At 56.7% G+C, this 22,486-nt stretch carries 21 protein-coding genes; 13 read left to right on the top strand and 8 right to left on the bottom strand.

The annotated features are described in order from the left end of the window. Positions 1-70 precede the first annotated feature (70 nt). The 3 genes from argH (at position 71) to AC222A_RS10160 (ending at position 5,766) form a co-directional block, all read left to right on the top strand. Entirely contained in the window at positions 71-1,471 is a 1,401-nt protein-coding gene (gene argH, locus AC222A_RS10170; RefSeq protein WP_372765272.1) for an argininosuccinate lyase, read from the top strand. A 127-nt stretch (positions 1,472-1,598) separates the two neighbouring features. Next, positions 1,599-2,648: an efflux RND transporter periplasmic adaptor subunit gene (locus tag AC222A_RS10165; protein ID WP_372796645.1), complete on the top strand. Its 1,050-nt coding sequence runs from the start codon at positions 1,599-1,601 to the stop codon at positions 2,646-2,648. A gap of 1 nt (position 2,649) precedes the next feature. Then, complete coding sequence (locus tag AC222A_RS10160) at positions 2,650-5,766, top strand: efflux RND transporter permease subunit (RefSeq protein WP_372749319.1); 3,117 nt, start codon at positions 2,650-2,652, stop codon at positions 5,764-5,766. Between the two features lie 49 nt (positions 5,767-5,815). Here the strand turns inward: AC222A_RS10160 and rph are convergent, their stop codons facing one another. Continuing rightward, complete coding sequence (gene rph / locus AC222A_RS10155) at positions 5,816-6,541, bottom strand: ribonuclease PH (protein ID WP_372760442.1); 726 nt, start codon at positions 6,539-6,541, stop codon at positions 5,816-5,818. Positions 6,542-6,682: 141 nt separating this feature from the next. On the opposite strand from rph, the gene AC222A_RS10150 reads away from it, so the two are divergent. The 4 genes from AC222A_RS10150 (at position 6,683) to spoT (ending at position 10,869) form a co-directional block, all read left to right on the top strand. Beyond that, on the top strand, positions 6,683-7,552 hold the full coding sequence (locus AC222A_RS10150; RefSeq protein WP_372782501.1) for a YicC/YloC family endoribonuclease: 870 nt from the start codon (positions 6,683-6,685) through the stop codon (positions 7,550-7,552). An 82-nt stretch (positions 7,553-7,634) separates the two neighbouring features. Then, a complete protein-coding gene (gmk, locus tag AC222A_RS10145) occupies positions 7,635-8,267 on the top strand; it encodes a guanylate kinase (RefSeq protein WP_372748404.1) in 633 nt (210 codons plus the stop codon). Positions 8,268-8,420: 153 nt separating this feature from the next. Then, complete coding sequence (gene rpoZ / locus AC222A_RS10140; protein ID WP_372748403.1) at positions 8,421-8,681, top strand: DNA-directed RNA polymerase subunit omega; 261 nt, start codon at positions 8,421-8,423, stop codon at positions 8,679-8,681. A 22-nt stretch (positions 8,682-8,703) separates the two neighbouring features. Then, positions 8,704-10,869, top strand: a complete 2,166-nt coding sequence (gene spoT, locus AC222A_RS10135) for a bifunctional GTP diphosphokinase/guanosine-3',5'-bis pyrophosphate 3'-pyrophosphohydrolase (protein ID WP_372748402.1) — start codon at positions 8,704-8,706, stop codon at positions 10,867-10,869. Here spoT and AC222A_RS10130 read toward each other — a convergent pair whose 3' ends face one another. Continuing rightward, entirely contained in the window at positions 10,870-11,286 is a 417-nt protein-coding gene (locus AC222A_RS10130) for a hypothetical protein (protein WP_372759584.1), read from the bottom strand. Positions 11,287-11,565: 279 nt separating this feature from the next. Here AC222A_RS10130 and AC222A_RS10125 point away from each other — a divergent pair, with 279 nt between their 5' ends. After that, positions 11,566-11,949: a RidA family protein gene (locus AC222A_RS10125; protein WP_372748400.1), complete on the top strand. Its 384-nt coding sequence runs from the start codon at positions 11,566-11,568 to the stop codon at positions 11,947-11,949. 37 nt (positions 11,950-11,986) lie between these two features. Here the strand turns inward: AC222A_RS10125 and AC222A_RS10120 are convergent, their stop codons facing one another. Then, positions 11,987-12,598, bottom strand: coding sequence for a 2-hydroxychromene-2-carboxylate isomerase (locus AC222A_RS10120; RefSeq protein WP_372748398.1), 612 nt, complete (start codon positions 12,596-12,598; stop codon positions 11,987-11,989). A gap of 120 nt (positions 12,599-12,718) precedes the next feature. Between AC222A_RS10120 and AC222A_RS10115 the strand changes: the two genes are divergently transcribed. Continuing rightward, complete coding sequence (locus AC222A_RS10115; protein WP_372748397.1) at positions 12,719-13,375, top strand: glutathione S-transferase family protein; 657 nt, start codon at positions 12,719-12,721, stop codon at positions 13,373-13,375. 3 nt (positions 13,376-13,378) lie between these two features. On the opposite strand, the gene AC222A_RS10110 is transcribed toward AC222A_RS10115, so the two are convergent. After that, complete coding sequence (locus AC222A_RS10110; RefSeq protein ID WP_372748396.1) at positions 13,379-13,963, bottom strand: acyloxyacyl hydrolase; 585 nt, start codon at positions 13,961-13,963, stop codon at positions 13,379-13,381. A 119-nt stretch (positions 13,964-14,082) separates the two neighbouring features. Then, positions 14,083-14,688 carry a 16S rRNA (guanine(966)-N(2))-methyltransferase RsmD gene (rsmD, locus tag AC222A_RS10105; RefSeq protein WP_372748395.1) on the bottom strand — a complete coding sequence of 202 codons (606 nt, stop codon included), beginning with the start codon at positions 14,686-14,688 and terminating at the stop codon, positions 14,083-14,085. A 115-nt stretch (positions 14,689-14,803) separates the two neighbouring features. Between rsmD and AC222A_RS10100 the strand changes: the two genes are divergently transcribed. From AC222A_RS10100 to AC222A_RS10090, 3 genes are read left to right on the top strand one after another with little or no spacing between them, the layout of a single operon-like run. Continuing rightward, a complete protein-coding gene (locus tag AC222A_RS10100) occupies positions 14,804-15,178 on the top strand; it encodes a DUF423 domain-containing protein (RefSeq protein ID WP_372748394.1) in 375 nt (124 codons plus the stop codon). A 37-nt stretch (positions 15,179-15,215) separates the two neighbouring features. Continuing rightward, a complete protein-coding gene (trmB, locus tag AC222A_RS10095) occupies positions 15,216-15,932 on the top strand; it encodes a tRNA (guanosine(46)-N7)-methyltransferase TrmB (RefSeq protein ID WP_372748393.1) in 717 nt (238 codons plus the stop codon). A gap of 22 nt (positions 15,933-15,954) precedes the next feature. Continuing rightward, the gene (locus AC222A_RS10090; RefSeq protein ID WP_372748392.1) at positions 15,955-16,860 is read left to right on the top strand and encodes a haloalkane dehalogenase; all 906 of its coding nucleotides are present in this window, start codon (positions 15,955-15,957) and stop codon (positions 16,858-16,860) included. 87 nt (positions 16,861-16,947) lie between these two features. Here AC222A_RS10090 and rep read toward each other — a convergent pair whose 3' ends face one another. The 3 genes from rep to AC222A_RS10075 all read right to left on the bottom strand — a co-directional run bounded on the left by rep (position 16,948) and on the right by AC222A_RS10075 (position 20,901). After that, positions 16,948-18,951 (bottom strand): DNA helicase Rep, encoded by a 2,004-nt coding sequence (gene rep / locus AC222A_RS10085; RefSeq protein WP_372764044.1) that lies wholly within the window; start codon positions 18,949-18,951, stop codon positions 16,948-16,950. Between the two features lie 164 nt (positions 18,952-19,115). Then, a complete protein-coding gene (locus tag AC222A_RS10080; protein ID WP_486774929.1) occupies positions 19,116-20,618 on the bottom strand; it encodes a YifB family Mg chelatase-like AAA ATPase in 1,503 nt (500 codons plus the stop codon). A 34-nt stretch (positions 20,619-20,652) separates the two neighbouring features. Next, positions 20,653-20,901: an accessory factor UbiK family protein gene (locus AC222A_RS10075; RefSeq protein WP_372749439.1), complete on the bottom strand. Its 249-nt coding sequence runs from the start codon at positions 20,899-20,901 to the stop codon at positions 20,653-20,655. 83 nt (positions 20,902-20,984) lie between these two features. On the opposite strand from AC222A_RS10075, the gene AC222A_RS10070 reads away from it, so the two are divergent. Then, positions 20,985-21,932 carry a hypothetical protein gene (locus AC222A_RS10070; RefSeq protein ID WP_372749438.1) on the top strand — a complete coding sequence of 316 codons (948 nt, stop codon included), beginning with the start codon at positions 20,985-20,987 and terminating at the stop codon, positions 21,930-21,932. Positions 21,933-22,486: the final 554 nt, after the last annotated feature.

Raw genomic sequence — 22,486 nt, 5'->3', positions numbered from 1 at the left:
TATAATGCCGCCTTTTTACACAGCGGCGTCGATGGCAGCCGCTACCGCGGCGGAAGGACATTCTCGATTTATGAGTGACAAGCAAGCAGATATCAAACCCTGGGGCGGGCGCTTTTCCGAGCCCACGGATCAATTCGTCGAGCGTTTTACCGCGTCTGTCGGGTTTGATCAGCGGCTCTATCACCACGATATCAATGGTTCGCTTGCCCATGCGCAAATGCTGGCCAGCGTAGGGGTGCTCACGGATGACGAATATCGTCAGATCAGCGAAGGGCTCGAAGCGATTCGCGGCGAGATCGAGCGCGGTGAATTCAACTGGTCGGTGAGCCTGGAAGATGTGCACATGAATATCGAAGCGCGTCTGACCGACCGCATTGGTATCACCGGTAAGAAACTGCACACCGGACGCTCGCGCAATGATCAGGTCGCCACGGATATTCGCCTGTATCTACGCGACGAAATTGACAGCATCGCCGGTGAGCTTACGCGCCTGCAACAGGGGTTGTGTGATCTGGCCGAGCGCGAAGCCGACACCATCATGCCCGGGTTTACCCATTTGCAGACCGCGCAGCCGGTTACTTTTGGTCACCACCTGCTGGCCTGGAATGCGATGCTCGAACGCGACTATGAGCGGCTGATGGATTGCCGTAAGCGGGTTAACCGCTGCCCGCTGGGCGCCGCGGCACTCGCTGGCACTACTTATCCCATCAATCGGGAGCTGACGGCACAGTTGCTGGGCTTTGATGGGCCAACGGAAAATTCGCTGGACTCGGTCAGCGACCGGGATTTTGCGATTGAGTTTACGGCCTGTGCCAGCATTGTGATGACACATTTGTCGCGTTTCAGTGAAGAGTTGGTGCTGTGGACCTCGGCTCAATTTAACTTTATCAACCTGCCCGACCGCTTCTGCACCGGCTCCAGCATCATGCCGCAGAAGAAAAATCCGGATGTGCCTGAGTTGGTGCGCGGCAAAACAGGTCGCGTGAACGGTCATCTGGTGAGCCTGTTGACGCTGATGAAATCCCAGCCGTTGGCATACAACAAGGATAATCAGGAAGACAAGGAGCCACTGTTCGATACCATCGATACGCTGCGTGATTGCCTGAAGTCTTATGCCGATATGGTGCCGGCAATTACGGCCAATGCTGAGGTTATGCGCGAAGCGGCGATGCGCGGCTTTTCCACGGCGACAGATCTGGCAGATTACCTGGTGCGCAAAGGCGTCGCTTTCCGCGATGCACATGAGATTGTGGGCAAGTCGGTGGCTTACGGCATCGATACGGGCAAGGACCTGTCGCAGATGAGTCTGGATGAGTTACGCCAGTTCAGTGACACCATCGAATCCGATGTGTTCGACGTGCTTACCCTGGAAGGGTCGGTGAATGCGCGTGACCACGTGGGCGGCACCGCGCCGGCTCAGGTAAAAGCGGCTGTACAGCGCGTCAGAAAATTGCTGGCGCAGCGAAACTAATCTCCATTCACGCTATCTAACCCTGCGGGCACACTGTGGCCGCAGTGTTTGTTTTCACAGCGCCCTGATTCAGCCAGCCTGCGCATGCTTGTGCGTTTCAAAAGAAAAATGCTTGGTGGGGTATTCCATGAAAAAACTTCTCGGGCTTGCGCTCGTTGGCGGCCTGTTACTTGCGCTTTGGTGGCAGTTTCAGCCATCGCCGGTTGCGCCGGAGCGCAGCGCGCCAGTAGTTGCGGTCAGCGTCTATACGGTTGAAACGCGAGAATTTGCCGACCGGGTGGAAGCCTTGGGCAGCCTGCGCGGCAACGAATCGATCACCATTACCACCAATGCGACTGATACTATTGCGGCGATTCATTTTACCGAAGGCCAGCGGGTAAAAGCTGGACAGTTGCTGGTAACACTCGAGCAGGCGGAAGAGCAGGCCCAGCTGGCGTCAGCCCAGGCCGACCTTGCAGAACAGCAGCGTGAAGTGCGTCGGTTGGAAGGTCTGGTTAAAACCATGTCGGCGGCTCAAACCGAACTGGATCAACGCCGCACGGCATTGGAAAAAGCGCGCCACAAAATTGATGAGTTGGAGGCGCGAATTGCCGACCGTCGCGTCACTGCCCCATTTGCCGGTGTGCTGGGATTGCGCATGGTTAGCCCCGGGGCGCTGGTATCGCCCGGAACAGCCATTACTACGCTCGACGATATTGATCCGGTAAAGCTCGACTTCAGTGTGCCTGCCGCGTTATTGGGCTCGCTGAAACCCGGGCTTGAACTGCGCGCCAAAACAGCTGCCTACGATGAGCCTTTCAGTGGCCACGTTACGGTGATTGACAGCCGGGTAAATACCACTGATCGCTCAATTCGGGCGCGCGCGGAATTTGATAATGCCGAGGGGTTACTCAAGCCCGGTATGTTGATGACGGTGGACCTGCTGCGCAATCCGCGCACCGCATTACTGGTGCCGGAAGCGGCCCTGCTTACCCGTGAACAGCAGCACAGTGTCTGGGTGATCGACGACAATCAGACCCTGCAGCGTCGCACCGTGCAAATCGGGTCGCGGCAGCCGGGGTGGGTTGAGGTACTCAGTGGCCTGGTGCCAGGTGAAATAATTGTGCGCGCAACTTTCCCTCGCCTGCGCGAGGGCATACGTGTGACGGCGCCGGAACTTGGCGGTGAGGTCGGTTGAGATGCTGGTTTCCGATACCGCAGTAAAGCGCCCTGTGTTTGCGGTGGTCATCAGTCTGTTGCTGGTGGCCTTTGGCCTGGTTTCCTTCGAGCGTCTGCCGCTGCGGGAATACCCGGATATCGATCCGCCGATCGTTTCCATTCGCACCAATTATCTGGGCGCTTCGGCGGCAGTGGTTGAGTCGCGCGTTACCCAGTTAATTGAAGACAGCATTGCCGGCATTGAAGGCATCAAGACCATTACCTCGTCGAGCGCTGATGGCCTGTCCGCTATCAGTATCGAATTCAACCTGAGTCGGGATATTGAATCCGCCGCCAACGACGTGCGTGACCGCGTGTCGGGGGTCATGGGTAATCTGCCGCAGGAGGCCGACGCACCGGAAGTGCAGAAGAGTGACGCCGACGAGCGGGTCATCATGTGGCTGAACCTCACCTCGCAGTCAATGGACACACTTGAGCTGACCGATTATGCAGAGCGGTATCTGGTGGATAGGTTCTCGACCATTGATGGGGTGGCCCGGGTACGGGTCAGCGGTGGTCTCGAATACGCCATGCGTATTTGGCTCGACCGCAAAGCGATGGCAGCGCGTGGACTGACGGCCACCGATATCGAGAATGCGCTGCGCAGTGAAAATGTCGAGTTACCCGCAGGCACAGTCAAATCTGTCGACAGAGATTTTATTGTCAAGCTGGATCGCAACTATCTTACCGAAGAAGATTTTCAAAAACTGGTGGTCGGTCGCGGGGAAGATGGTTACCTGATCCGCCTGAAAGATGTTGCCCGGGTGGAGCTCGGTGCGGCTGAGTGGCGTCGTCAGTTTCGCGGTAACGGCATCAATATGGTGGGGCTTGGCATTATCAAGCAAAGCACGGCTAATACCCTGTCAGTAACTCGCGAAGCAAAAAAGCTGCGTGACCGGATCAGAGGGACGTTGCCGGAAGGCATGGACATCAAGCAGAGTTTTGACAGCTCCGTGTTTGTTGAAAGCGCCATTTCTGAGGTTTACAGCACGCTGTTTATTGCGGCGGGGTTGGTTGTGTTGGTGATTCTGCTGTTTCTCGGTGACTGGCGAGCGATGATGGTGCCAGCGGTGACGGTGCCAGTGTCATTGATTGCCACCTTTACGGTGCTTTACGGGTTGGGCTATAGCCTGAATCTGCTGACTTTGCTGGCGCTGGTACTGGCAATCGGCATGGTGGTGGACGATGGCATTGTGGTATTGGAAAACATTCATCGCCGCATGCAGGAAGGGGAAAGCCCGCTGGTGGCCGCCTATCGCGGTGCTCGTCAGGTAGGCTTTGCGGTGGTGGCGACAACTCTGGTGCTGATCGCCGTGTTTATCCCGATAACCTTTCTGCGTGATGACGTGGGCCGTCTGTTTGGCGAATTCGCCATCGCGATGGCGACGGCGGTCGGTTTTTCCAGCGTGGTCGCGCTGACCTTGTCGCCGGTGATCTGTGCCAGATTGCTTAAAGCAGACAATGGTCGCCATTCACTGAGCAAAGCCGGCGATCGCATTTTTAATGCGCTTCAGGTTCGATACCAAGCGGGCCTGAAAAAGGCATTGCATGCCCCGTTGGGCATGGCTCTGGTGCTGCTCGCCGCGTTTGCGGTTTGTTATGGACTGTTTAAACAGATTCCCCAGGAGTTTGCTCCCAAGGAAGATCGGGGTGTCTTCTTTCTCATCATTAAGGGGCCTGAAGGCGCATCTTTCGACTACACCAGTCAGCGGGTATTGGAAATTGAAGAAGCGCTGATGCCACTAGTAGAGGCCGGGGATATTCAGCGGCTGTTGCTCAGGGCGCCACGTGGCTTTGGCGGTGGTGAGGATTTCAGTGGCGCAATGGGTATTATCGTGCTGTCGCCCTTTGACTCGGGGCGCCGCGACTCTTACGCCATCATGGCCGACGCCCGTGACCGGGTGGCCGACATCAGCGGGGTTTCGGTGTTCCCCGTCATGCCGCAGGCACTGGGCGGCCACGCCAACAAGGCAGTGCAATTTGTGATTGGCGGCGCCGACTACGATGAGCTGGCGCGGTGGCGTGACCGCATCATAGCCGAGGCGCAGAGCAACCCTGGGCTGGTGGGTTTGGACAGCGATTATCAGGAAAGCAAACCGCAGCTGCGGGTATCGATCGACCGCGAGCGGGCCGCCTCCCTGGGTGTGCAACTGGTCGATATCAATCGCACTCTGGAAACGCTGCTGGGTTCGCGCCGGGTAACCACCTTTATGCGTGAGGGTGAGGAATACGATGTCATTCTGGAGGGGGAGCCGGATGGGCAGCGCTCGCCGGGAGATCTCCACAATATTTATGTGCGCTCGGTGACCACTGATCGGCTGATACCGCTGTCCAATCTGATCACGCTGGAAGATCGCGCGGACGCGGCAACGCTAAACCGTTTTAACCGCATGCGAGCGATTACAATTGATGCCGCGGTGGGGGGTGATTACACCTTGGGTGAAGCCCTGGCCTATATGGAAAATCTGACGCGGGAGATCGCGCCGGAAGCAGTGATCGACTACAAGGGCGAATCCTTGAAGTTGAAAACCAGCAGCGGTGACATCTATTTTATTTTTGCTCTGGCGCTGATGGTTGTGTTTCTGGTGATGGCCGCCCAGTTTGAAAGTTTTATCCACCCCTTGGTGATTATGCTCACCGTACCGCTGGCGGTGGCGGGCGCATTGATTGGCCTGTACCTGTTTGGACAGAGCATCAACATCTATTCACAGGTGGCGTTGATTATGTTGGTGGGTTTGGCTACCAAGAACGGTATTTTGATTGTTGAGTTTGCCAATCAGTTGCGCGACGAGGGCATGGCTTTTGAGGATGCGCTGCTGCAAGCGGCCGGGCAGCGTCTGCGTCCCATTCTGATGACCTCCATCACGACAATCATGGGCGCGGTACCGCTGATACTGGCCAGTGGGGCCGGGGCCGAAGCTCGTTTTGTTATCGGTATTGTGGTGTCCAGTGGGGTCAGCGTGGCAACCTTGCTCACCCTGTTTGTCGTGCCGCTGGCCTACGCCCTGTTAGCACGCAATACCCATACGCCGCAGACGATAACGCGGCAGCTGGAAGCAGAGCTGCAAGGTACGGATTGGCGTCGCGATATTGAATAACGCGGTGTGTGCTCCTCCCGCCGCGATCGGGGGAGGAGCCCGGTGGCGCTTAAGGCTTTTTAACCAGCGCTGCTGTCTGGGCGGCAAACAGTTCTTCTATGCCCTGTTCTGCAAGGTCGAGCATGCCGTTCAGTTCTTGGCGGGCAAATGGTGCGGCTTCGGCGGTGCCTTGAACCTCAATAAAGCCACCGTTGGAACCCATCACCACGTTCATATCGGTTTCGGCGGTGGAGTCCTCGGCATAGTCGAGGTCGAGTACGGGCTGACCTTGGTATACGCCAACGCTAACGGCGGCAATCTGCTGAACAATGGGGTTTTCTTTGAGCGTGCCAGCCTCAAGCATGGAGGCTATGGCATCGGCCAGTGCCACGTAGGCCCCGGTGATAGATGCGGTGCGGGTGCCGCCATCGGCCTGAATAACGTCACAATCGAGCTGAATCGTGTTTTCGCCCAGTTTTTTCATGTCAATGCCAGCGCGCAGTGAGCGGCCGATCAGGCGCTGAATTTCCTGGGTGCGACCACTCTGTTTGCCGCGCGCCGCTTCCCGCCCCATGCGTGAGCCGGTTGAGCGCGGCAGCATGCCGTACTCGGCGGTAACCCATCCTTGGCCTTTGCCGCGCAGAAAGGGTGGTACCGAAGTGTCGACCGACGCCGTGCAGATCACCTTGGTATTGCCCATTTCAACGAGCACTGAGCCTTCCGCATGGCAGGTGAACTGTCGGGTCAGGCGTACTTCGCGAAGCTGATTGGGCTGGCGTCCACTGGGTCGGGTCATAGATAAAACTCCTGCTGGTTTGAATAAGGGCGCAGAGTATAGCAGCTCACTCGGTCAATTCGGCTGTTGCGGTAATCCCCCACTTAAATCCTGGTGCGGAGTGAGTACAATAGCGATCTGTTTCAATTCCGGAGAATGCCTTTGTCTGTTCGCAGCATGACTGCCTTTGCGCATCAGCGCGCTGAATACCCTTGGGGGACGGCGGCGTGGGAGATCCGTTCCGTTAATCAGCGCTACCTTGATCTGACGTTTAAGCTGCCGGAGCTGTGGCGCCATCTGGAACCGGGGTTGCGAGATGCGCTGCGTAAGAATCTCTCGCGCGGCAAGGTGGAAGTCAGTTTGCGCCTGCAGATGCGTTCTGAGGGCAGCGAGAGCCTGAAAATCAATCATGCACTGGCCGGTGAGGTTATGGCCGCTGCCCAAGCAATTCACGGCAAATTGGATCACCCCGCGTCGATCGACCCCTTGGCCATATTGCAATGGCCGGGGGTGGTGGGCGAATCTCAGCCGGATGCGGACGAGGTGCAGCAGGCGTTAATGACGCTGTTTGCGCAAGCGCTGGCAGAGCAGAGTGCTGGCCGTGAACGCGAAGGGGCGGAGCTCAAGCTGATGATAGAACAGCGGCTGGAGCAGATAGTGGTTATTACGGCGCGGCTGCGCCAAGCCATGCCGCAGCTGGTACAGGCGCAGCGAGACAAGCTCTTGCAGCGTCTGGAGGGGCTGGACGTCAAACTCAACGAGGAACGGCTGGAAGCTGAAGTGGCGTTGCTGGCCCAGAAGATAGATGTGGCGGAGGAGCTGGATCGGCTCGACACCCACGTGCAGGAAGTGCTGCGAATACTGCGCAAGGGCGGCGCCTGTGGTCGCAAGCTGGATTTTCTAATGCAAGAGCTTAACCGTGAGGCAAACACATTGTCGTCCAAGGCTGTGGTGGCTGACAGCACGCAATCGGCGGTTGAGCTCAAGGTATTGATTGAGCAGATGCGCGAGCAGATCCAGAATATTGAGTAATAGGCGCTCGCGATTCTTCAGCGTCTAACAATTGCTGGTATCATAAAAAATCACTCTCTCAGGTTCCGGATTATTCGCACTCATGGCAACGCAGGGCATTCTCTATACTATTTCAGCACCCTCCGGTGCGGGCAAAACCAGTCTGGTCAGAGCCCTGTTGGAGCAGATGGACAATATCCGGGTGTCGGTTTCGCACACCACGCGCAAGCAGCGCCCTGGCGAAGTTGAAGGGCGTGACTACCACTTTATATCGGTGGATGAATTCAAACAGATGCTCGGTGATGCAGCGTTTCTCGAGCACGCTCAGGTATTCGACAATTTCTATGGCACCTCACAAGCATGGGTGGCGCAGCAATTGGCAGCCGGAACCGATGTAATTCTGGAGATTGACTGGCAGGGCGCCGAGCAGGTGCGCCGTGCAATGTCAGATACTCGCTCCATCTTTATACTGCCGCCCTCGCGCGCGACGCTCGAGGAGCGGTTACAGGGGCGTGGTCAGGACGATGAGGCGACGATAGCTCGGCGAATGCGGGCGGCGGTGGATGAAATGTCACACTTCCCCGAGGCGGAGTTTATTGTGATCAATGACGAGTTTGACGTGGCGCTGGCCGATCTGGTGGCCATCGTGCGCAGTCAACGCCTGAGCCTGCCCTCCCAGCAGATTCGCCATCAGGCATTGTTAGCGGAATTGCTGTCGCGCTCTGATCAAATTTGATACACTCCTGCGCCCGCCGGTCGGCACAGATTGTGAACCATTGCTCTGTGTTAGGATTGCAATTGGCGGTGCAATTGCCTTAACTATCGGTCAGGGCAGGCTTTTCCCGATGTTTTAATCGGTTTTCAGGAATACACTTTTCAGGAATGACAGATGGCACGTATTACAGTTGAAGATTGTCTTGAGCATGTTGATAACCGTTTCGAATTGGTGATGGTTGCCAGCAAGCGGGCGCGTGCAATCGCTACTGGCGGCAAGGATCCTCTGGTTAGCGAGGACGGCGATAAACCAACCGTGCTGGCCCTGCGTGAAATTGCTGAACAGAAATTAACTCCGGCAGAGATTATGGCAGCGGACATCGAACGCGAAGAGCCAGAACTGGATCTCTCGGATATGGACACCACTATCGGTTGAGCGCGCTGCGTTGAGGGGGGGAATGCTTCAATATTCTATATTCCAAACCCAAAACGGGCAGAAACCGGAACATTCCATTGATGCACTGGCAGCCACGCTGTCAGAGTATCTGTCGCCGGAACAGGTTAACCTGGTACAGCGCGCCTATTACTACGCCGAGCAGGCCCACGAGGGCCAGCGTCGGCGCAGCGGCGAACCCTACGTAACTCACCCTCTTGCGGTTGCCGCCATCTTGGCGGATATGCACATGGATCATCAGAGTCTGATGGCCGCCATGCTGCACGATGTCATTGAAGACACCGCTATCTCTAAGAAAATCCTAAGTCAGCAATTTGGTTCTACGGTTGCGGAGCTGGTAGATGGGGTCTCTAAACTGACCCGTATCGAGTTTCAGTCCCGCGCAGAACAGCAGGCAGAAAACTTCCAGAAAATGGCCCTGGCCATGGCCAAGGATATCCGTGTCATCCTGGTGAAGCTGGCAGACCGTCTTCACAATATGCGTACGCTTGGCGTGCTCCAGCCTGAGAAGCGCCGTCGTATCGCGCGTGAAACCCTCGAAATCTATGCGCCCATCGCCCAGCGTCTGGGTATGCACAATATCCGCGTGGAATTTGAAGACCTTGGCTTCAGTGCGATGTACCCGATGCGCGCTGATCGTATTCGAGCAGCCGTGCGGCAGGTGCGCGGTGACCGCCGTGAAATAGTCGAAAATATCCGCGAAACCGTTGAGTCGTATCTGGAAGAAGAGGGTATTCCAGCCCGTATCACGGGCCGCGAAAAGCATCTATTTAGCATCTACCAGAAAATGCGCAGCAAGCGTAAATCCTTCAGCGAGATCATGGATCTCTACGCGTTTCGCATCGTGGTAGATTCGGTTGATAACTGTTATCGGGTTTTGGGTTGTGTGCACAGTCTCTATAAACCGGTCCCCGGACAGTTCAAGGATTACATCGCCATTCCCAAGGCAAACGGGTATCAATCACTGCACACTGGGTTGTTTGGTTTGCACGGCGTTCCCATCGAGATTCAGATTCGTACTGAAGAGATGGAGGAAATGGCCAACAACGGCATCGCCGCGCACTGGCTGTACAAGACCGATGGCGACGCGGCAAACGGCAATAGCCATGCGCGGGCCCGTCAGTGGGTGCAGGGCCTGCTGGAGATTCAGCAGCGCACAGGTAATTCACTGGAATTTATCGAAAACGTCAAAATTGATCTGTTCCCGGATGAAATATACGTGTTCACGCCTAAAGGCGAGATACTCGAGCTGCCGGCAGGTGCCACACCGGTAGATTTTGCCTACTCGGTACACAGCGACGTGGGTAACAGCTGTGTTGCCTGTCGTATCAACCGGCGACTCGCGCCCCTGTCGGAAGTGCTGCAGAGCGGACAGACCGTTGAGGTAATTACCGCTCAGGGCGCGCAGCCTAACCCTAACTGGCTGAACTTTGTGGTGACAGCCAAGGCGCGCTCGACGATTCGCCATTTTCTCAAGCACCAGCGTCGCAGTGAAGCGGTGGAGCTTGGCGAGCGTATGTTGGAAAAGGCTTTGGCCGGTTTGGGAGGTCAGCTGAAGGATATCCCCGAACGTCAGCTGGAGGAGTTGGTGGAGACAACCGGTGCTGACCGGTTTGATAGCATTCTGGAGGAGATCGGGCTTGGCAACCGGGTGGCCTATCTGACAGCGCGGCAGTTATTCAATGCGCCCGGCAAGACGGAGCCGGAACAGACCTCGCTGGGGCAGCATGCGATGGTCATTAACGGTACTGAAGGTTTCCTGGTGAACTTCGCCAAGTGCTGTTACCCCATTCCCGGCGACCCCATCATCGGGCTGCTCAGTTCGGAGAAGGGGGTCGTAGTGCACACAGATAATTGCCACAACAGTATCGAGCTTCGCAGTAAGCCGGAAAAGGTGGTGCCTTTATCTTGGGCAGAGGACACCGACAATGAATTTACCGTTGAGCTCAAGGTCGAGCTGTCAAAGCAGCGCGGTATTATTGCGGTGCTGGCCACCCGCGTGAACGGCGCCGACGCCAGTATTGAAAAAATCAGCGTGGAAGACGATACCCCGAAAGTGACTATTGTGCACTTGTTGATAGGCGTGAAGTCTCGTGTTCACCTGGCTAATATCATGCGCCGAATTCGGCACATTCCCGCCACTCTGCGCGTCACTCGCGTACGTCACTAATTAGTGCGCAGGCGAGAGCCCCGCGACCTGCTCGCTATTGGCTATAGCACTTAACAGTCGGATGCGCTGCTGGGTTGGCTGAATGCAATCAGGAGAACTTCTGTTTGCGAAAACGCCACTGAGCTCCAGCAGATTTTCGCCCTGCCGCAGCTCGAGCGACAACACCTCACCAAACTTGCTGGCACTGGGTGAAAACTCGCCGCTGATGTCTTCGCCATTGAGCGTGGCGTGGAAGGTTTCGGCCTCAACGGGTGCTTTGTAAAACAGCATCAGCTTCTGGTCGGCACTCAAAGTGTAGGCGCCATTATCTTGTTTGGCGTGAACGTGCACCAGCTCACTGGCCGGTGTTGGGCAGTCACTGGCGATTAGGCCGGCGCTGCTGAAAGAAAGTAAAACTCCAGTTACCCACTGTTTCATAATACTTCACATTCCGTTGTTGTCGGCCGCGCTTTTATCCAGTGCGCTTTGGCCGCCTCGCGTGATTAAGCTCGATTCTTTTAGCTTGGGTGAGGTAGCCGCTGTGCAGATACATCACTAGCCTTGAAGCAAGAATAGCCACTCCGGCGAGGAGTTATTGTGATTTTTGGAACAGCGAGTGTGGCGAAAATGCTTTGTGTGGTCAAGACGGGGGAGTGGGCGAGGCACCGGGTTTGCTTTAACATGCCTTTCTTTTTGCCGGTTATGTGAGAGAAATCAATGAGTAAAAAAGTCATCGTAGCTACTGATCAGGCGCCACAGGCGATCGGCCCTTATTCGCAGGCGGTAGCCTTTGGTAATATTACCTTTCTGTCGGGTCAGATCCCGCTTGATCCTAAAACCATGACGATGGTGGGTGAAACTGCGGCTGAGCAGGCCGAGCAGGTATTTAAAAATCTGAGCGCTGTGGCAGCGGCCGCCGGTGGCACCTTGGATGATGCACTCAAAGTGAACATTTCACTCACCGATCTGAACGACTTTGTGGCGGTTAACGAGGTGATGGCCCGCCATTTCGCCGAGCCTTACCCGGCGCGGGCCTGCGTGCAGGTGGCTGCTTTGCCGAAAGGCGCCAAGGTGGAAATCGAGGTAATTTTGGGGCTGTAAGGCGGGTTGTTGGGTCCGGCTGAGGCCGGACCTTGTTTTATTGTGTCTGTCGCAGGCGATGTTCCACCAGCAGCAGCCGGTCATTGCCAAAATACATATCGGTCTCGTCGACAAACAGGGTGGGCGAACCGTAGCCGCCGCGGGCTATCAACTCTTCGGTATTGGCGCGCAATCTGTCCTTATAGGCCTGCTGATTAATCTTGTTAAAAAAATCTGAGGTATCCAGGCCGGCGGATGTCACAATATCGTTGATCACGTCGTCCTGGCTCACGTCCTTGCCGTCGCGCCAATAGCTTTCAAAACACTGCTTGGCGTAGGGGATGAGTTTGCCCGCTTCCTGAGCCACAAAGCAGCCGCGCATAATCTTCACGGCGTTAGCAGGATGCATGTCGGGCCAGCGTATGGTTAGGTCGTAGTAATCGGCCCAGTCCTGCAAATCTTTCATGTAATGAGTAACCCGACGTTCGTTGTTGAACATGGACTCTCGGGCTTCGTACACCCCCTGGTTAACTGCATTGAAAACGCCACCCACAAGAATAGGGCGCCAGTGCATATCAACCGGATTGCGTTTGACGATGGGCTGGATGCCGGTGAATGCCAGGTAAGTCCACGGCGATGTGCAATCGAAAAAGAATTCGAGTTTGGGCATGTGCTTTCCTTTTGCGTGAATGCGCGCGCTATCTGCATTTGCGTCGCAGGAGGTCGTTTCCCGCTGCGCAGTGGCGTAGCATAGTGAGCGCCAACGTATAAAACGTATAAGGAGATTACCATGCTAAAGCTCTACGGTTTTGCTGTCAGTGATTATTTCAATATGGTCAAACACGTGCTGCTGGAAAAAGGTATCGAGTTTGAAGAGGTGGTGATCTTTCCAGACCAAAGCGCTGAATATCTGGCCAAGAGCCCGATGGGCAAGGTGCCTTGCATTGAAACCGAAGAAGGCTTTCTGTGCGAGACCAGTGCAATACTGGAATATCTGGAGGCCGCCTACCCTGAAAAACCCCTGTTGCCGAAGGGCCGATGGGCGCAGGCGAAAACCCGCGAGCTGATGAAAGTGTCAGAGCTGTATATTGAGCTGTCCGCGCGACGGTTGCTGCCGGCGATGCTGGCCGGTGCGCCGGTGGCCGATGATGTAAAGCAGGAGGTGCGCACAGTGCTTGAGAAAGGCCTGCGGGCGGTTAACGCCCTGGCGTCGTTTTCGCCTTATGCACTCGGAGAGCAGCAAACACTGGCTGATATCGTACTGCGATATTCGCTGGGCGTGGCCAAGGCTGCCGCGGGTTCGGTGTTGCACTGGGACCTGTTGGAGGGGCACTCGGCGCTAAAAGACTGGGATGAGCGTCTGGCCGCAAACCCTATCTGTCAGCAGCTGGATGCGGATATGCAGGCTCAGCTCGACGCTTTCATCAAGAAGGTGTCAGGTAAATAGCCGTTATTGAATGGGGATGGTCAGATTGACGACCGCGGATTCGGTGCCTGGGTTGCGCTCGCCGAATCCGCCATTTGAGAGGTGATACAGGGCCATGCCTAAGCGGTAGCGATTACCGAGCTGGTAGGCCAGTTCCAGCCCTGTCCTAAACTCCAATTGCAGCCCCAATTTCAATCTTTCCCGCTCTTCAAAATAGCCGGCATCGAAACTGCCGGTTACTACCCAGTGTGTTGCCGGGTGAAAATCCCGGCGTATACCGAAAAAAAGATAGCTCGCATCATTTTCCGCAGTAATCAGGCCGGCGGCCGGGCGCAGGCGAAGTTTGGTGTGTGGCTTCCAGCGGTATTCCATGCCATAGCGAAGTGTTTCCTTGAAGCGGTTGAACAGCCCGACAAGCCCGGCATTAACCGCCAAATAGGCATCATCTGTCATTGCCGGGTCGATTGAGCGGCCGGCATTGAGGCTGGCGAAACGTGGGGGACGTTGCGCGAGTAGAACCTGCGGTGAATCAGGAAGGTAGGTTCGGTCGGCGTCGATTGGGCTTGAAAAACCATCGGCCGCAACGGTTGTCGGTGTGCAAGTTGCCACTGCCAGCAGACCTCGGGCGCACCATGTCAATGTCCTAAGCAATACAGTGAGGCGCATACAAAAGAGATTGTTGAAGTCTGCGCTCTTTGTACGAAATCATGACGTGCTCTGCAAGGGAGCTAGGGCTGCGGGTGTTGGTGTTTTTGCCAAAGTTGGTAGCGGGCATTGCCGGCGGTTTTATCTTTGAGCACGGTAAAACCAGGTGGTGTTGGCAGTGTGTTTTTTCGGTCCGACTCTATATACAGCAGACCATTCTGGCGCAGTGTGGCAGATTCTGCCAGCGCCGTCAGAATGGGTTCGTAAAGGCCTGAAGAGAAAGGTGGATCGACAAAAATAATATCAAAAGAGTCATCGCAGCGAGCGAGCCAGTCCAGTACAGACGCCTGCACAACCTTGGCATTATTGCATGTTAGTGTGCTCAGATTGTCCCGCAGGGCGTCGGTGGCTGCGCGTTGGTTGTCGACAAAATGACAATGGGCGGCGCCGCGCGACAATGCCTCCAACCCCAGTGCGCCGCTACCGGCAAAGGCATCGAGGCAGCGTGCGCCTTCTATGTGTGGAGCGAGCCAGTTGAAGAGTGTTTCCCGCAGGCGGTCTCCGGTAGGCCGCAGACCATCGGTCGCAGGGAAGCGCAGTTTGCGACCGCGCCATTGACCGGCGATGATCCGAACGGTTCCATAGTCGTGCTGTGCTTTATTGGCGGGAGTACGTTGATGCCGACCCATGGGCGCTGATTCCTCTGGTGTGACTTGCTACACTGTGCGGCTTTCGCGGTAGCTGGCGTGTGATCAGGGCCGCATTATGCACAGACCTAACCACAGGCGTTAAGGGTAACAGAATATGGGGCAAATCTTTCTTGTTGCTGGGGCGATCAGTGGCTTTCTGGCAGTTGCTTTGGGCGCATTCGGTGCGCACGCCCTCAAGCAGCGTCTGACGGCGGATATGCTCGCGGTGTATGACACCGCCGTGCAGTATCATTTTTACCATACCCTGGCATTAATCGCGGTCGCTCTGCTGGCGGTGTACGGGGTGCAGGGCGCCTGGCTCAAAGCCAGCGGCTGGCTGTTTTTGGTGGGCACGTTGTTGTTCAGTGGCAGTCTCTATGCGCTGGCATTGAGCGGCATCAAAATGCTGGGAGCCATTACTCCCTTGGGCGGGCTGTGTTTTCTCGCGGCCTGGCTTTGCCTCGCGGTAGTAGCCTGCCGGGCACTGTAACTGCGGTCTCATACCCCGCGTAGCAATTGGAAATTCGATGAACGACGACACAGATAGTACCGAGGCCACTTTTTCAGAGAAGCGCTTGCGCCGTATACGCAGTTTTGTGCTGCGCACCGGGCGCATGACCAAGGGGCAGGAGCAGGCCTACGAAACGTATTGGCCTGTGGCTGGGCTAACGCTGCAGGGCGGGATGATCGATCCGGCCGCGCTATTTGGCCGCCGCGCACCCTTGGTGTTTGAGATTGGCTTCGGTATGGGGCAATCCCTGCTGGAGATGGCAGCGCGCGAGAGCGACAAAGATTTTATAGGCGTGGAAGTACACAAGCCCGGTGTAGGGCGTTTGTTAATGGGGATGGGCGAGGCCCAGCTGAGTAATGTGCGGGTTTACTGCGATGACGCCGTCGAAGTGCTGCAGACCTGCATTCCCGATGGTGCGCTGGATCGCGTACAAATCTATTTTCCCGATCCCTGGCATAAGAAGAAACATCACAAGCGTCGACTGGTCCAGCCGAACTTTGTGGCGGAGCTTCGGCGAAAATTGAAAACGGGCGGAGTATTGCACTTGGCGACCGACTGGGAAAACTACGCCGAACACATGGCTGAGGTGATGGCGGTAGCGCCCGGCTATCGCAATCAGTCTGAGGTTGGCGTTTATGCGCCGCGCCCGGACTGGCGGCCACTGACCAAATTCGAGCAGCGCGGTCAGCGCCTCGGGCACGGGGTATGGGATCTACTTTTCGAGGCTATCTGACAATAACTGGAGAGGTGTCTGTATGAAGGTATTGAGAACGCCTGACGAGCGTTTTGACAATCTACCGGGCTACAATTTTTCACCGCAGTATTTGTTTGTTGATGATTGCGAGGGTGGGGAGCTCAGGCTGCACTACCTGGATGAAGGTCCGGCAGGAGCTCCTCCTGTTCTGCTGATGCACGGCGAGCCTTCCTGGTCGTATCTGTACCGCAAGATGATTCCGCCGCTGGTGCAGGCGGGTCATCGGGTCATCGCGTTGGATCTCATCGGTTTTGGCCGTTCAGACAAGCCCAGTGAGCGCAGCGATTACACGTACGCTCGTCATGTGGGTTGGGTTCAGTCGGCGTTTGATCAGCTCAATCTGGAAAATGTGACGCTGGTTTGTCAGGACTGGGGTGGTCTGATCGGCCTGCGTCTGCTGGCCAGTCGCCCAGACAAGTTTGCGCGGGCGGTTGCGGCCAATACCATGCTGCCCACCGGCGAGCAGCCACCGGGTGAAGCCTTTCTGGCGTGGCAAAAATTCTCGCAGGAGGTGCCGGAGTTTCCGGTAGGCAAAATCATCAGTGGCGCGGTGACATGCGAGTTATCGCCGGACGTTGTGGCGGCGTACGACGCCCCCTTTCCTGATGAGGCCTTCAAAGCCGGAGCGCGCCAGTTTCCGGTATTGGTCCCCACCTCGATCGACGATCCTGCCCACGCAGATAATGTGGCTGCGTGGGAGGTGTTAAAGCGCTGGGACAAACCCTTTCTAACGGCTTTCAGTGATTCGGATCCGGTGACCAAGGGCGGGGAGACATATTTTCAGGAGGTGATTCCTGGCGCACAGGGACAGCCGCATACGACCATAAAAATGGGTGGGCATTTTCTGCAGGAAGATCAGGGCGAAGCGTTGGCCGACGTGGTGAATGCATTTATTGCGGCAGGCTGAGGCCCTCAGCAGGTGTTGCGTTCCGGCGCGTTAAGCATCCAAACCGCCCAGATCAATGCTGGGTGGTTTATATTGAATCGCAACGTGCTAACCAAATAGGTTTTTCAGGCTTGCCAGAGTTTCGTTGCCGCGCTTCTGGTTCATTTCAGGCGTGGCCTCGCCTTTGCCTTCCCACTCCAGATCTTCCTGTGGCAGCTCGCTGAGAAAACGGCTCGGTTCACAGATGTTCATTTCGCCAAAGGATTTTCGCTTGGAACAATAAGTCAGGGTAAGCGTGCGCTTGGCGCGCGTGATCCCGACGTAGCACAGGCGTCTTTCTTCATCGATTGTGTCGGCGTCAAGGCTGTTCTGATGCGGCAGGATACCCTCTTCCATGCCAATTACATAAACGTGGGGGTACTCGAGCCCTTTTGAGGCATGCAGTGTGAGCAGTTGTACCTGATCAGCACTTTCCTGTTCGTCTTCCTGGCGCTCCAACATATCGCGTAAGACCAGTTTGGTGATGGCGCCCTCAATGTCGGTGTCTTCGTCTTTTTCCAGGCTCTTTTTCAGCGAATCCACTAGCACGAAAACATTGGCCATGCGCTTTTCCGCCACGGCGGGTGATGAGCTGTTTTGCATCAACCAGTCGAGGTAATCAATGTCGCGCAGCAGTTGACGAATAGTCTCAATCGGATCGTCTTCATAGCAGCGCCGCCGCAGCATATCCAGCCACTGGGTAAACTCGCGCAGGCGTTGCACCCCGGCAGCGGGTAAATGGGATTCCAGCCCCAGCTCCTCGCAGGCGCTGTACATCGGTACGCCGCGATCGGTGGCGTAGCGGCCGAGGGCTTCGAGTGTGCTGGTTCCAATCTTCCGCCGCGGCACGTTGACGATGCGCAAAAAGGCGTTGTCGTCGTCCGGGTTGATCAGCAAGCGTAGGTAAGCCATCACGTCTTTAATTTCATTGCGCGCAAAAAAAGACGTGCCGCCACTGAGTTTGTAGGGCACCTGGTGGGCCTGTAATTTCAGTTCTAACAGGCGAGCTTGGTGGTTGCCGCGATACAGTACGGCGTAGTCACCGAAGCGGGTGCCGCTGCGCAGTTTGTGGTCGAGTATTTCAGTGACAACCCGCTCGCACTCTGCGTCTTCGTTCGGGCATTTGATCACCCGGATGGGGTCGCCGTAGCCCAGTTCGCTCCACAATGCTTTGTCGAACAGGTGGGGGTTGTTGGCAATGACGGTATTGGCCGCTTTGAGAATGCGCGCGGTGGAGCGGTAGTTTTGTTCCAGCTTTACGATTTTGAGGTGGGGGTAGTCTTGTTGCAGCTGGCCAAGGTTTTCCGGGCGCGCACCGCGCCAGGCGTATATCGACTGGTCATCGTCGCCCACCACCGTCAATGCAGCGCGCATGCCCACCAGTTTTTTCACCAGCTCGTACTGTGCGCCGTTGGTGTCTTGGTATTCGTCTACCAGCATATAGCGCACTTTCTGTTGCCACTTCTCCAACACCTCGGGGTAGTCCCGAAACAGTGTGACCGGCAGCAGAATCAGATCGTCAAAATCCAGGGCATTGTAGGCCTTCAGGGCCTGCTGATAGCGCAGGTAGGCTTGCGAGCAAAGAATGTCGGCCGGTCCCTGCGCTTGGGCGATTGCCTCTTCAGGTGCGACCAGGTCGTTTTTCCAGTCAGAAATCGCGCGCTGGATATGATCCACCTGATCGCCGTCGCTGCCGTGCTGTTGTATCAGCAAGTCTTTGAGCAGGGCCTGGCAGTCTTGCTGGTCAAAAATGGAGAAGCCGGACTTGTAGCCCAGCGTTTTGAACTCACTGCGCAGAATATTCAGGCCCAGGGTGTGAAAGGTAGAAATATTCAGGCCCTTGCCGGCGCCCGGCGACAGCAGGCTGCCGATACGCTCGCGCATTTCCCGCGCGGCCTTGTTGGTAAAGGTCACTGCGGTGATGTACTTGGCCTCGATGCCACACTGTTCTACCAGGTAGGCAATCTTACGGGTAATCACACTGGTTTTGCCGCTGCCGGCACCGGCGAGTACCAGCAAGGGGCCGTCGATGTAGCGCACGGCTTCGCGTTGGCGGGGGTTGAGTTGGCTCATCGGGTATCGCTGTTGTTGGCCTTTGCGAGCGGGGTTGCCCCTCTCCCGAGGGAAAGGGCTGAGTGAGGGGTTGCTGACTAAACCGAATCTCGCATGTCTTGATCAAAGACGCGATTGTAGCAGTGTGGCTCTGATCCTGTCGCCGCTTGAAATTTGTCGAGGTTTCAGGCTGGTAGTTGGCGGTAAGTCAGGGCTTCACTCAGGTGTTTGAGTTGAATACGCTCGCTGTGATCCAGATCGGCAATAGTACGCGACACTTTGACAATGCGGTGCTGTGCGCGCGGAGATAGGCCGAGTCGCGCTTCGGCTTTGACTAGCAGGTCGCTGCAGGCGGCGTCCAGCGAGCAGTGGTCGCGCAGGGCTGACACGCTGAGCAGTGCATTGCAGCACCCGCTGCGTTGTTGTTGCTGTTCCCGGGCAGCTAACACACGCTGGCGGATGCTGGCAGATTTTTCATTGTCCTGCGTCTGCTGCAGGCTGCCCGGCGGCAGACGCGGTACGTGGACAAACAAATCGATGCGATCGAGCAGTGGGCCGGACACCCGGTTGCGGTAGCGCACTACCTGATCCGGGGTGCAGCGACATTCGTGCAGGGGATCTTTGTGGTAGCCGCAAGGGCAGGGGTTCATGGCGGCGATTAGCTGGAAACGCGCCGGGTAGCGCACTTTCATATTAGCGCGCGCAATGGTGATTTCACCGGCTTCCAGGGGTTCGCGCAAGACATCCAGCACCTTGCGGGGGTATTCAGGCAACTCGTCGAGAAACAGTACGCCGCCGTGGGCGAGTGATACCTCGCCGGGGCGGGCCTGGCTGCCGCCGCCGACCAGGGCCACTGCGGAAGCTGTGTGATGCGGAGCGCGGAAGGGGCGCTGCTGGTGATAGTGGAAGCTATCGCCAGAGACCGAGTAGATGGAGCTGGTTTCCAGTAGCTCTTCTCGATTCAGCGGCGGCAGAATGGACGGCAAACGTGAAGCCATCAGCGTTTTGCCGGTGCCTGGTGGGCCGCTGAACAGCAGATTGTGGTTGCCCGCCGCGGCGATTTCCAGAGCGCGCCGGGCTGCGTGTTGTCCGGTGATGTCGCTGAAGTCCGGTTGCTGGTCGCAGTCGAGGTCGCGCGAGGGCGCGGCTAAGTCCGGCGTTACTGTGAGCGGTTGCTGGCCCTGCAGGTAGGCCACGGTTTCACTCAAGGACTGCACGGGGATCAGGGTGTTCGGTGCAAATTCGAAGATCTCTATCGCGTTGCTTTTCGGGAGTACCAATTTGCGGCCGGTGTTTTCGCACTGAATTGCGGCGGGCAGGCTGGCGTCGATGCGCCTCACTTCGCTGGTTAGCCCTAGTTCGCCCACAAATTCCCAGGGGCTTAAATCCTGACAGCGTACCTGACCGCTGGCCGCGAGAATGCCGATGGCAATGGGCAGGTCGAAGCGACTTCCCTCTTTGGGAATATCGGCTGGCGCCAGATTGACGGTAATGCGCCGGGCGGGAAACTCAAAGCCGGCATTGAGCAGAGCAGAGCGCACCCGCTCGCGGCTTTCGCGCACCGAGGCCTCTGGTAGACCAACGATTGAAAACCCCGGCAAGCCATTGGAAAGATCCACTTCAATGGCAATCAGCGGCGCGTTGATGCCGATGCGGGCTCGACTGTATACGAGGGCAAAGTGTTGCATGGCTTCCTTCCCTGGAAGTTATGACGCGTGGGCGTCAGCTGGACTGGTCGAGTTGGGTCTGAAGCTCGGCGAGCTGGTTTTCGAGTTGTATGAGCTTTTTACGGGTGCGCGCCAACACGGCGGCCTGAGCATCAAACTCGTCGCGAGATACGAGATCCATGCGATCAAAGGCGCCCTGCATCAGCACGCGCAGGCGCGACTCAACTTCATGAGGGATATCCGTGTCGCGGGCCAGTTTGCTGGCCTGCTGCACGAGTTGTTCGATAAATTCCGGTCGGGACATACGGGCTTCCTGTTACCTGCGAACAGTTTATCGTACATTGACGCTCATTGTAGAGCGTTGATTGGAGGCACGGTGTGAGGGGATTGCGAAGTCTGTTAGCTGCAGTGGCGGTATTTTTATCTGGCTACGCGGCAGCGCTGGAAAAGGTTGTGCCCGCCGGTGAAGTCTGGCGTGTTGCGGCCGACGAACAGCAGCTGCACCTCACTCGGCTGGTATTGGGTGATGGCGCGATAGTGCGCTTTGCCGACGGTGTCAGTCGTTGGCGGCTTAGCGCCGAGCGGGTGGAAATTGGCAACAACGTAGTGATTGATGGTCGCGGTGCTGCGGGCGAGGTTGGTCAGGATGGGGCGCCGCCGATACCTGCGGTCGCTGCAGTTTGTGAAAGCGGCGCCGCAGGAGCCCCCGGTGGCGAGGGCGCGCGCGGAGCATCGGGCGTGGCGATGACGCTGGACTGGGGCATCGCTGCGATCGGTTCTTTGCAGCTGCTGACCGACGGTGGCGCCGGGGGAGCCGGTGGACGCGGTGGCGCGGGACAGGCTGGCGGTGAGCTCAACAGATGCCGTGGTGGTGATGGTGGCCCTGGCGGACCGGGTGGTCGTGGTGGCATGGGTGGCGACGCGGGCGCACTGCAGTTGGTCTATCGCCCGGTGGATAAGCGCGTCGATGTGGCACAAATAGTCAGTGCGATTACCCATTCCAGTGCCGGCGGCGCTGGCGGTTCTGGCGGTGCTGGCGGCCCCGGTGGCGCTGCTGCTGAAGGTCGGTATATGAAGGGCAGTATTGGCGGCAGCAAGAAGTGGCTGGCGGGTGGAGAGCCCGGAGGTGAGGGTGCTGCCGGCGCGCCAGGCGCTACTGGCGAAAACGGCCGCGCGATATTGCAGCTAGACCAGGCGGGGGCGAGTGCGAAAAGTTTGCCTCAGCGAGACTCTGGCGCTAGAGTTGGTCGGCAGGACCGTGTGTCTGTGCTCGAGGAGCGCATTGAAGCGCTGGAAAAGCGGCTTGAAAGGTTGGAGCAGCAGCGCAGTCACTAATTCGTCAACATCAGGCTGTATAAAAATAATGAGGACTGATTCGGCAGACGGAAAGGCTAACCCCCTAAAAATCTGATCATGGCACCACTTTGGTGCATACATGCGGCCGCGTGCGACATTTCCGGCCGCTGCGTCTTTCAGTGGCTGAGCCACGGAGGACTCTCTTCCCTTGAAAAACACAATTAATCCTTTTGATTCAATATTTTAGCAAAAATACCTCGCCTGAACTCTAGATTTCTTCTGGTGTTTGTTCTAGTTTGGTGCGCAGGGGCGCGAATGCACCGAAATTAGCCATGCTGATCTCGGGCTTTGCGCCCGTCAGGTGATGGCAATAACAATAACCAATTGAAATATAAGGATATATTTCATGTTGGCACGAGCTGTGCTTTATCGTGGAAACAAAAAGCTATCACTGTGTGCTAGCAAAAAAATGAAATATCGAAACATCAACGTGGAGAAACACACATGAAGAAAGTAAAGACTCTGCTTACCTCTGGTGCAACTGCAGCTGCTATCGCTTTAAGCGCAGCGCCTGCTATGGCTGAGCTTGAAGC

Source organism: Litorivivens sp. (assembly GCF_057445395.1).
This window is presented reverse-complemented; position numbering and strand designations above follow the sequence as displayed.

Bases quoted from the DNA above. Each gene is read 5' to 3' on its own strand.
- argH (WP_372765272.1), top strand. From the start codon at position 71: ATGAGTGACAAGCAAGCAGATATCAAACCCTGGGGCGGGCGCTTTTCC.
- AC222A_RS10165 (WP_372796645.1), top strand. From the start codon at position 1,599: ATGAAAAAACTTCTCGGGCTTGCGCTCGTTGGCGGCCTGTTACTTGCG.
- AC222A_RS10160 (WP_372749319.1), top strand. From the start codon at position 2,650: ATGCTGGTTTCCGATACCGCAGTAAAGCGCCCTGTGTTTGCGGTGGTC.
- rph (WP_372760442.1), bottom strand. From the start codon at position 6,541: ATGACCCGACCCAGTGGACGCCAGCCCAATCAGCTTCGCGAAGTACGC.
- gmk (WP_372748404.1), top strand. From the start codon at position 7,635: ATGGCAACGCAGGGCATTCTCTATACTATTTCAGCACCCTCCGGTGCG.
- rpoZ (WP_372748403.1), top strand. From the start codon at position 8,421: ATGGCACGTATTACAGTTGAAGATTGTCTTGAGCATGTTGATAACCGT.
- spoT (WP_372748402.1), top strand. From the start codon at position 8,704: ATGCTTCAATATTCTATATTCCAAACCCAAAACGGGCAGAAACCGGAA.
- AC222A_RS10130 (WP_372759584.1), bottom strand. From the start codon at position 11,286: ATGAAACAGTGGGTAACTGGAGTTTTACTTTCTTTCAGCAGCGCCGGC.
- AC222A_RS10125 (WP_372748400.1), top strand. From the start codon at position 11,566: ATGAGTAAAAAAGTCATCGTAGCTACTGATCAGGCGCCACAGGCGATC.
- AC222A_RS10120 (WP_372748398.1), bottom strand. From the start codon at position 12,598: ATGCCCAAACTCGAATTCTTTTTCGATTGCACATCGCCGTGGACTTAC.
- AC222A_RS10115 (WP_372748397.1), top strand. From the start codon at position 12,719: ATGCTAAAGCTCTACGGTTTTGCTGTCAGTGATTATTTCAATATGGTC.
- rsmD (WP_372748395.1), bottom strand. From the start codon at position 14,688: ATGGGTCGGCATCAACGTACTCCCGCCAATAAAGCACAGCACGACTAT.
- AC222A_RS10100 (WP_372748394.1), top strand. From the start codon at position 14,804: ATGGGGCAAATCTTTCTTGTTGCTGGGGCGATCAGTGGCTTTCTGGCA.
- trmB (WP_372748393.1), top strand. From the start codon at position 15,216: ATGAACGACGACACAGATAGTACCGAGGCCACTTTTTCAGAGAAGCGC.
- AC222A_RS10090 (WP_372748392.1), top strand. From the start codon at position 15,955: ATGAAGGTATTGAGAACGCCTGACGAGCGTTTTGACAATCTACCGGGC.
- rep (WP_372764044.1), bottom strand. From the start codon at position 18,951: ATGAGCCAACTCAACCCCCGCCAACGCGAAGCCGTGCGCTACATCGAC.
- AC222A_RS10080 (WP_486774929.1), bottom strand. From the start codon at position 20,618: ATGCAACACTTTGCCCTCGTATACAGTCGAGCCCGCATCGGCATCAAC.
- AC222A_RS10075 (WP_372749439.1), bottom strand. From the start codon at position 20,901: ATGTCCCGACCGGAATTTATCGAACAACTCGTGCAGCAGGCCAGCAAA.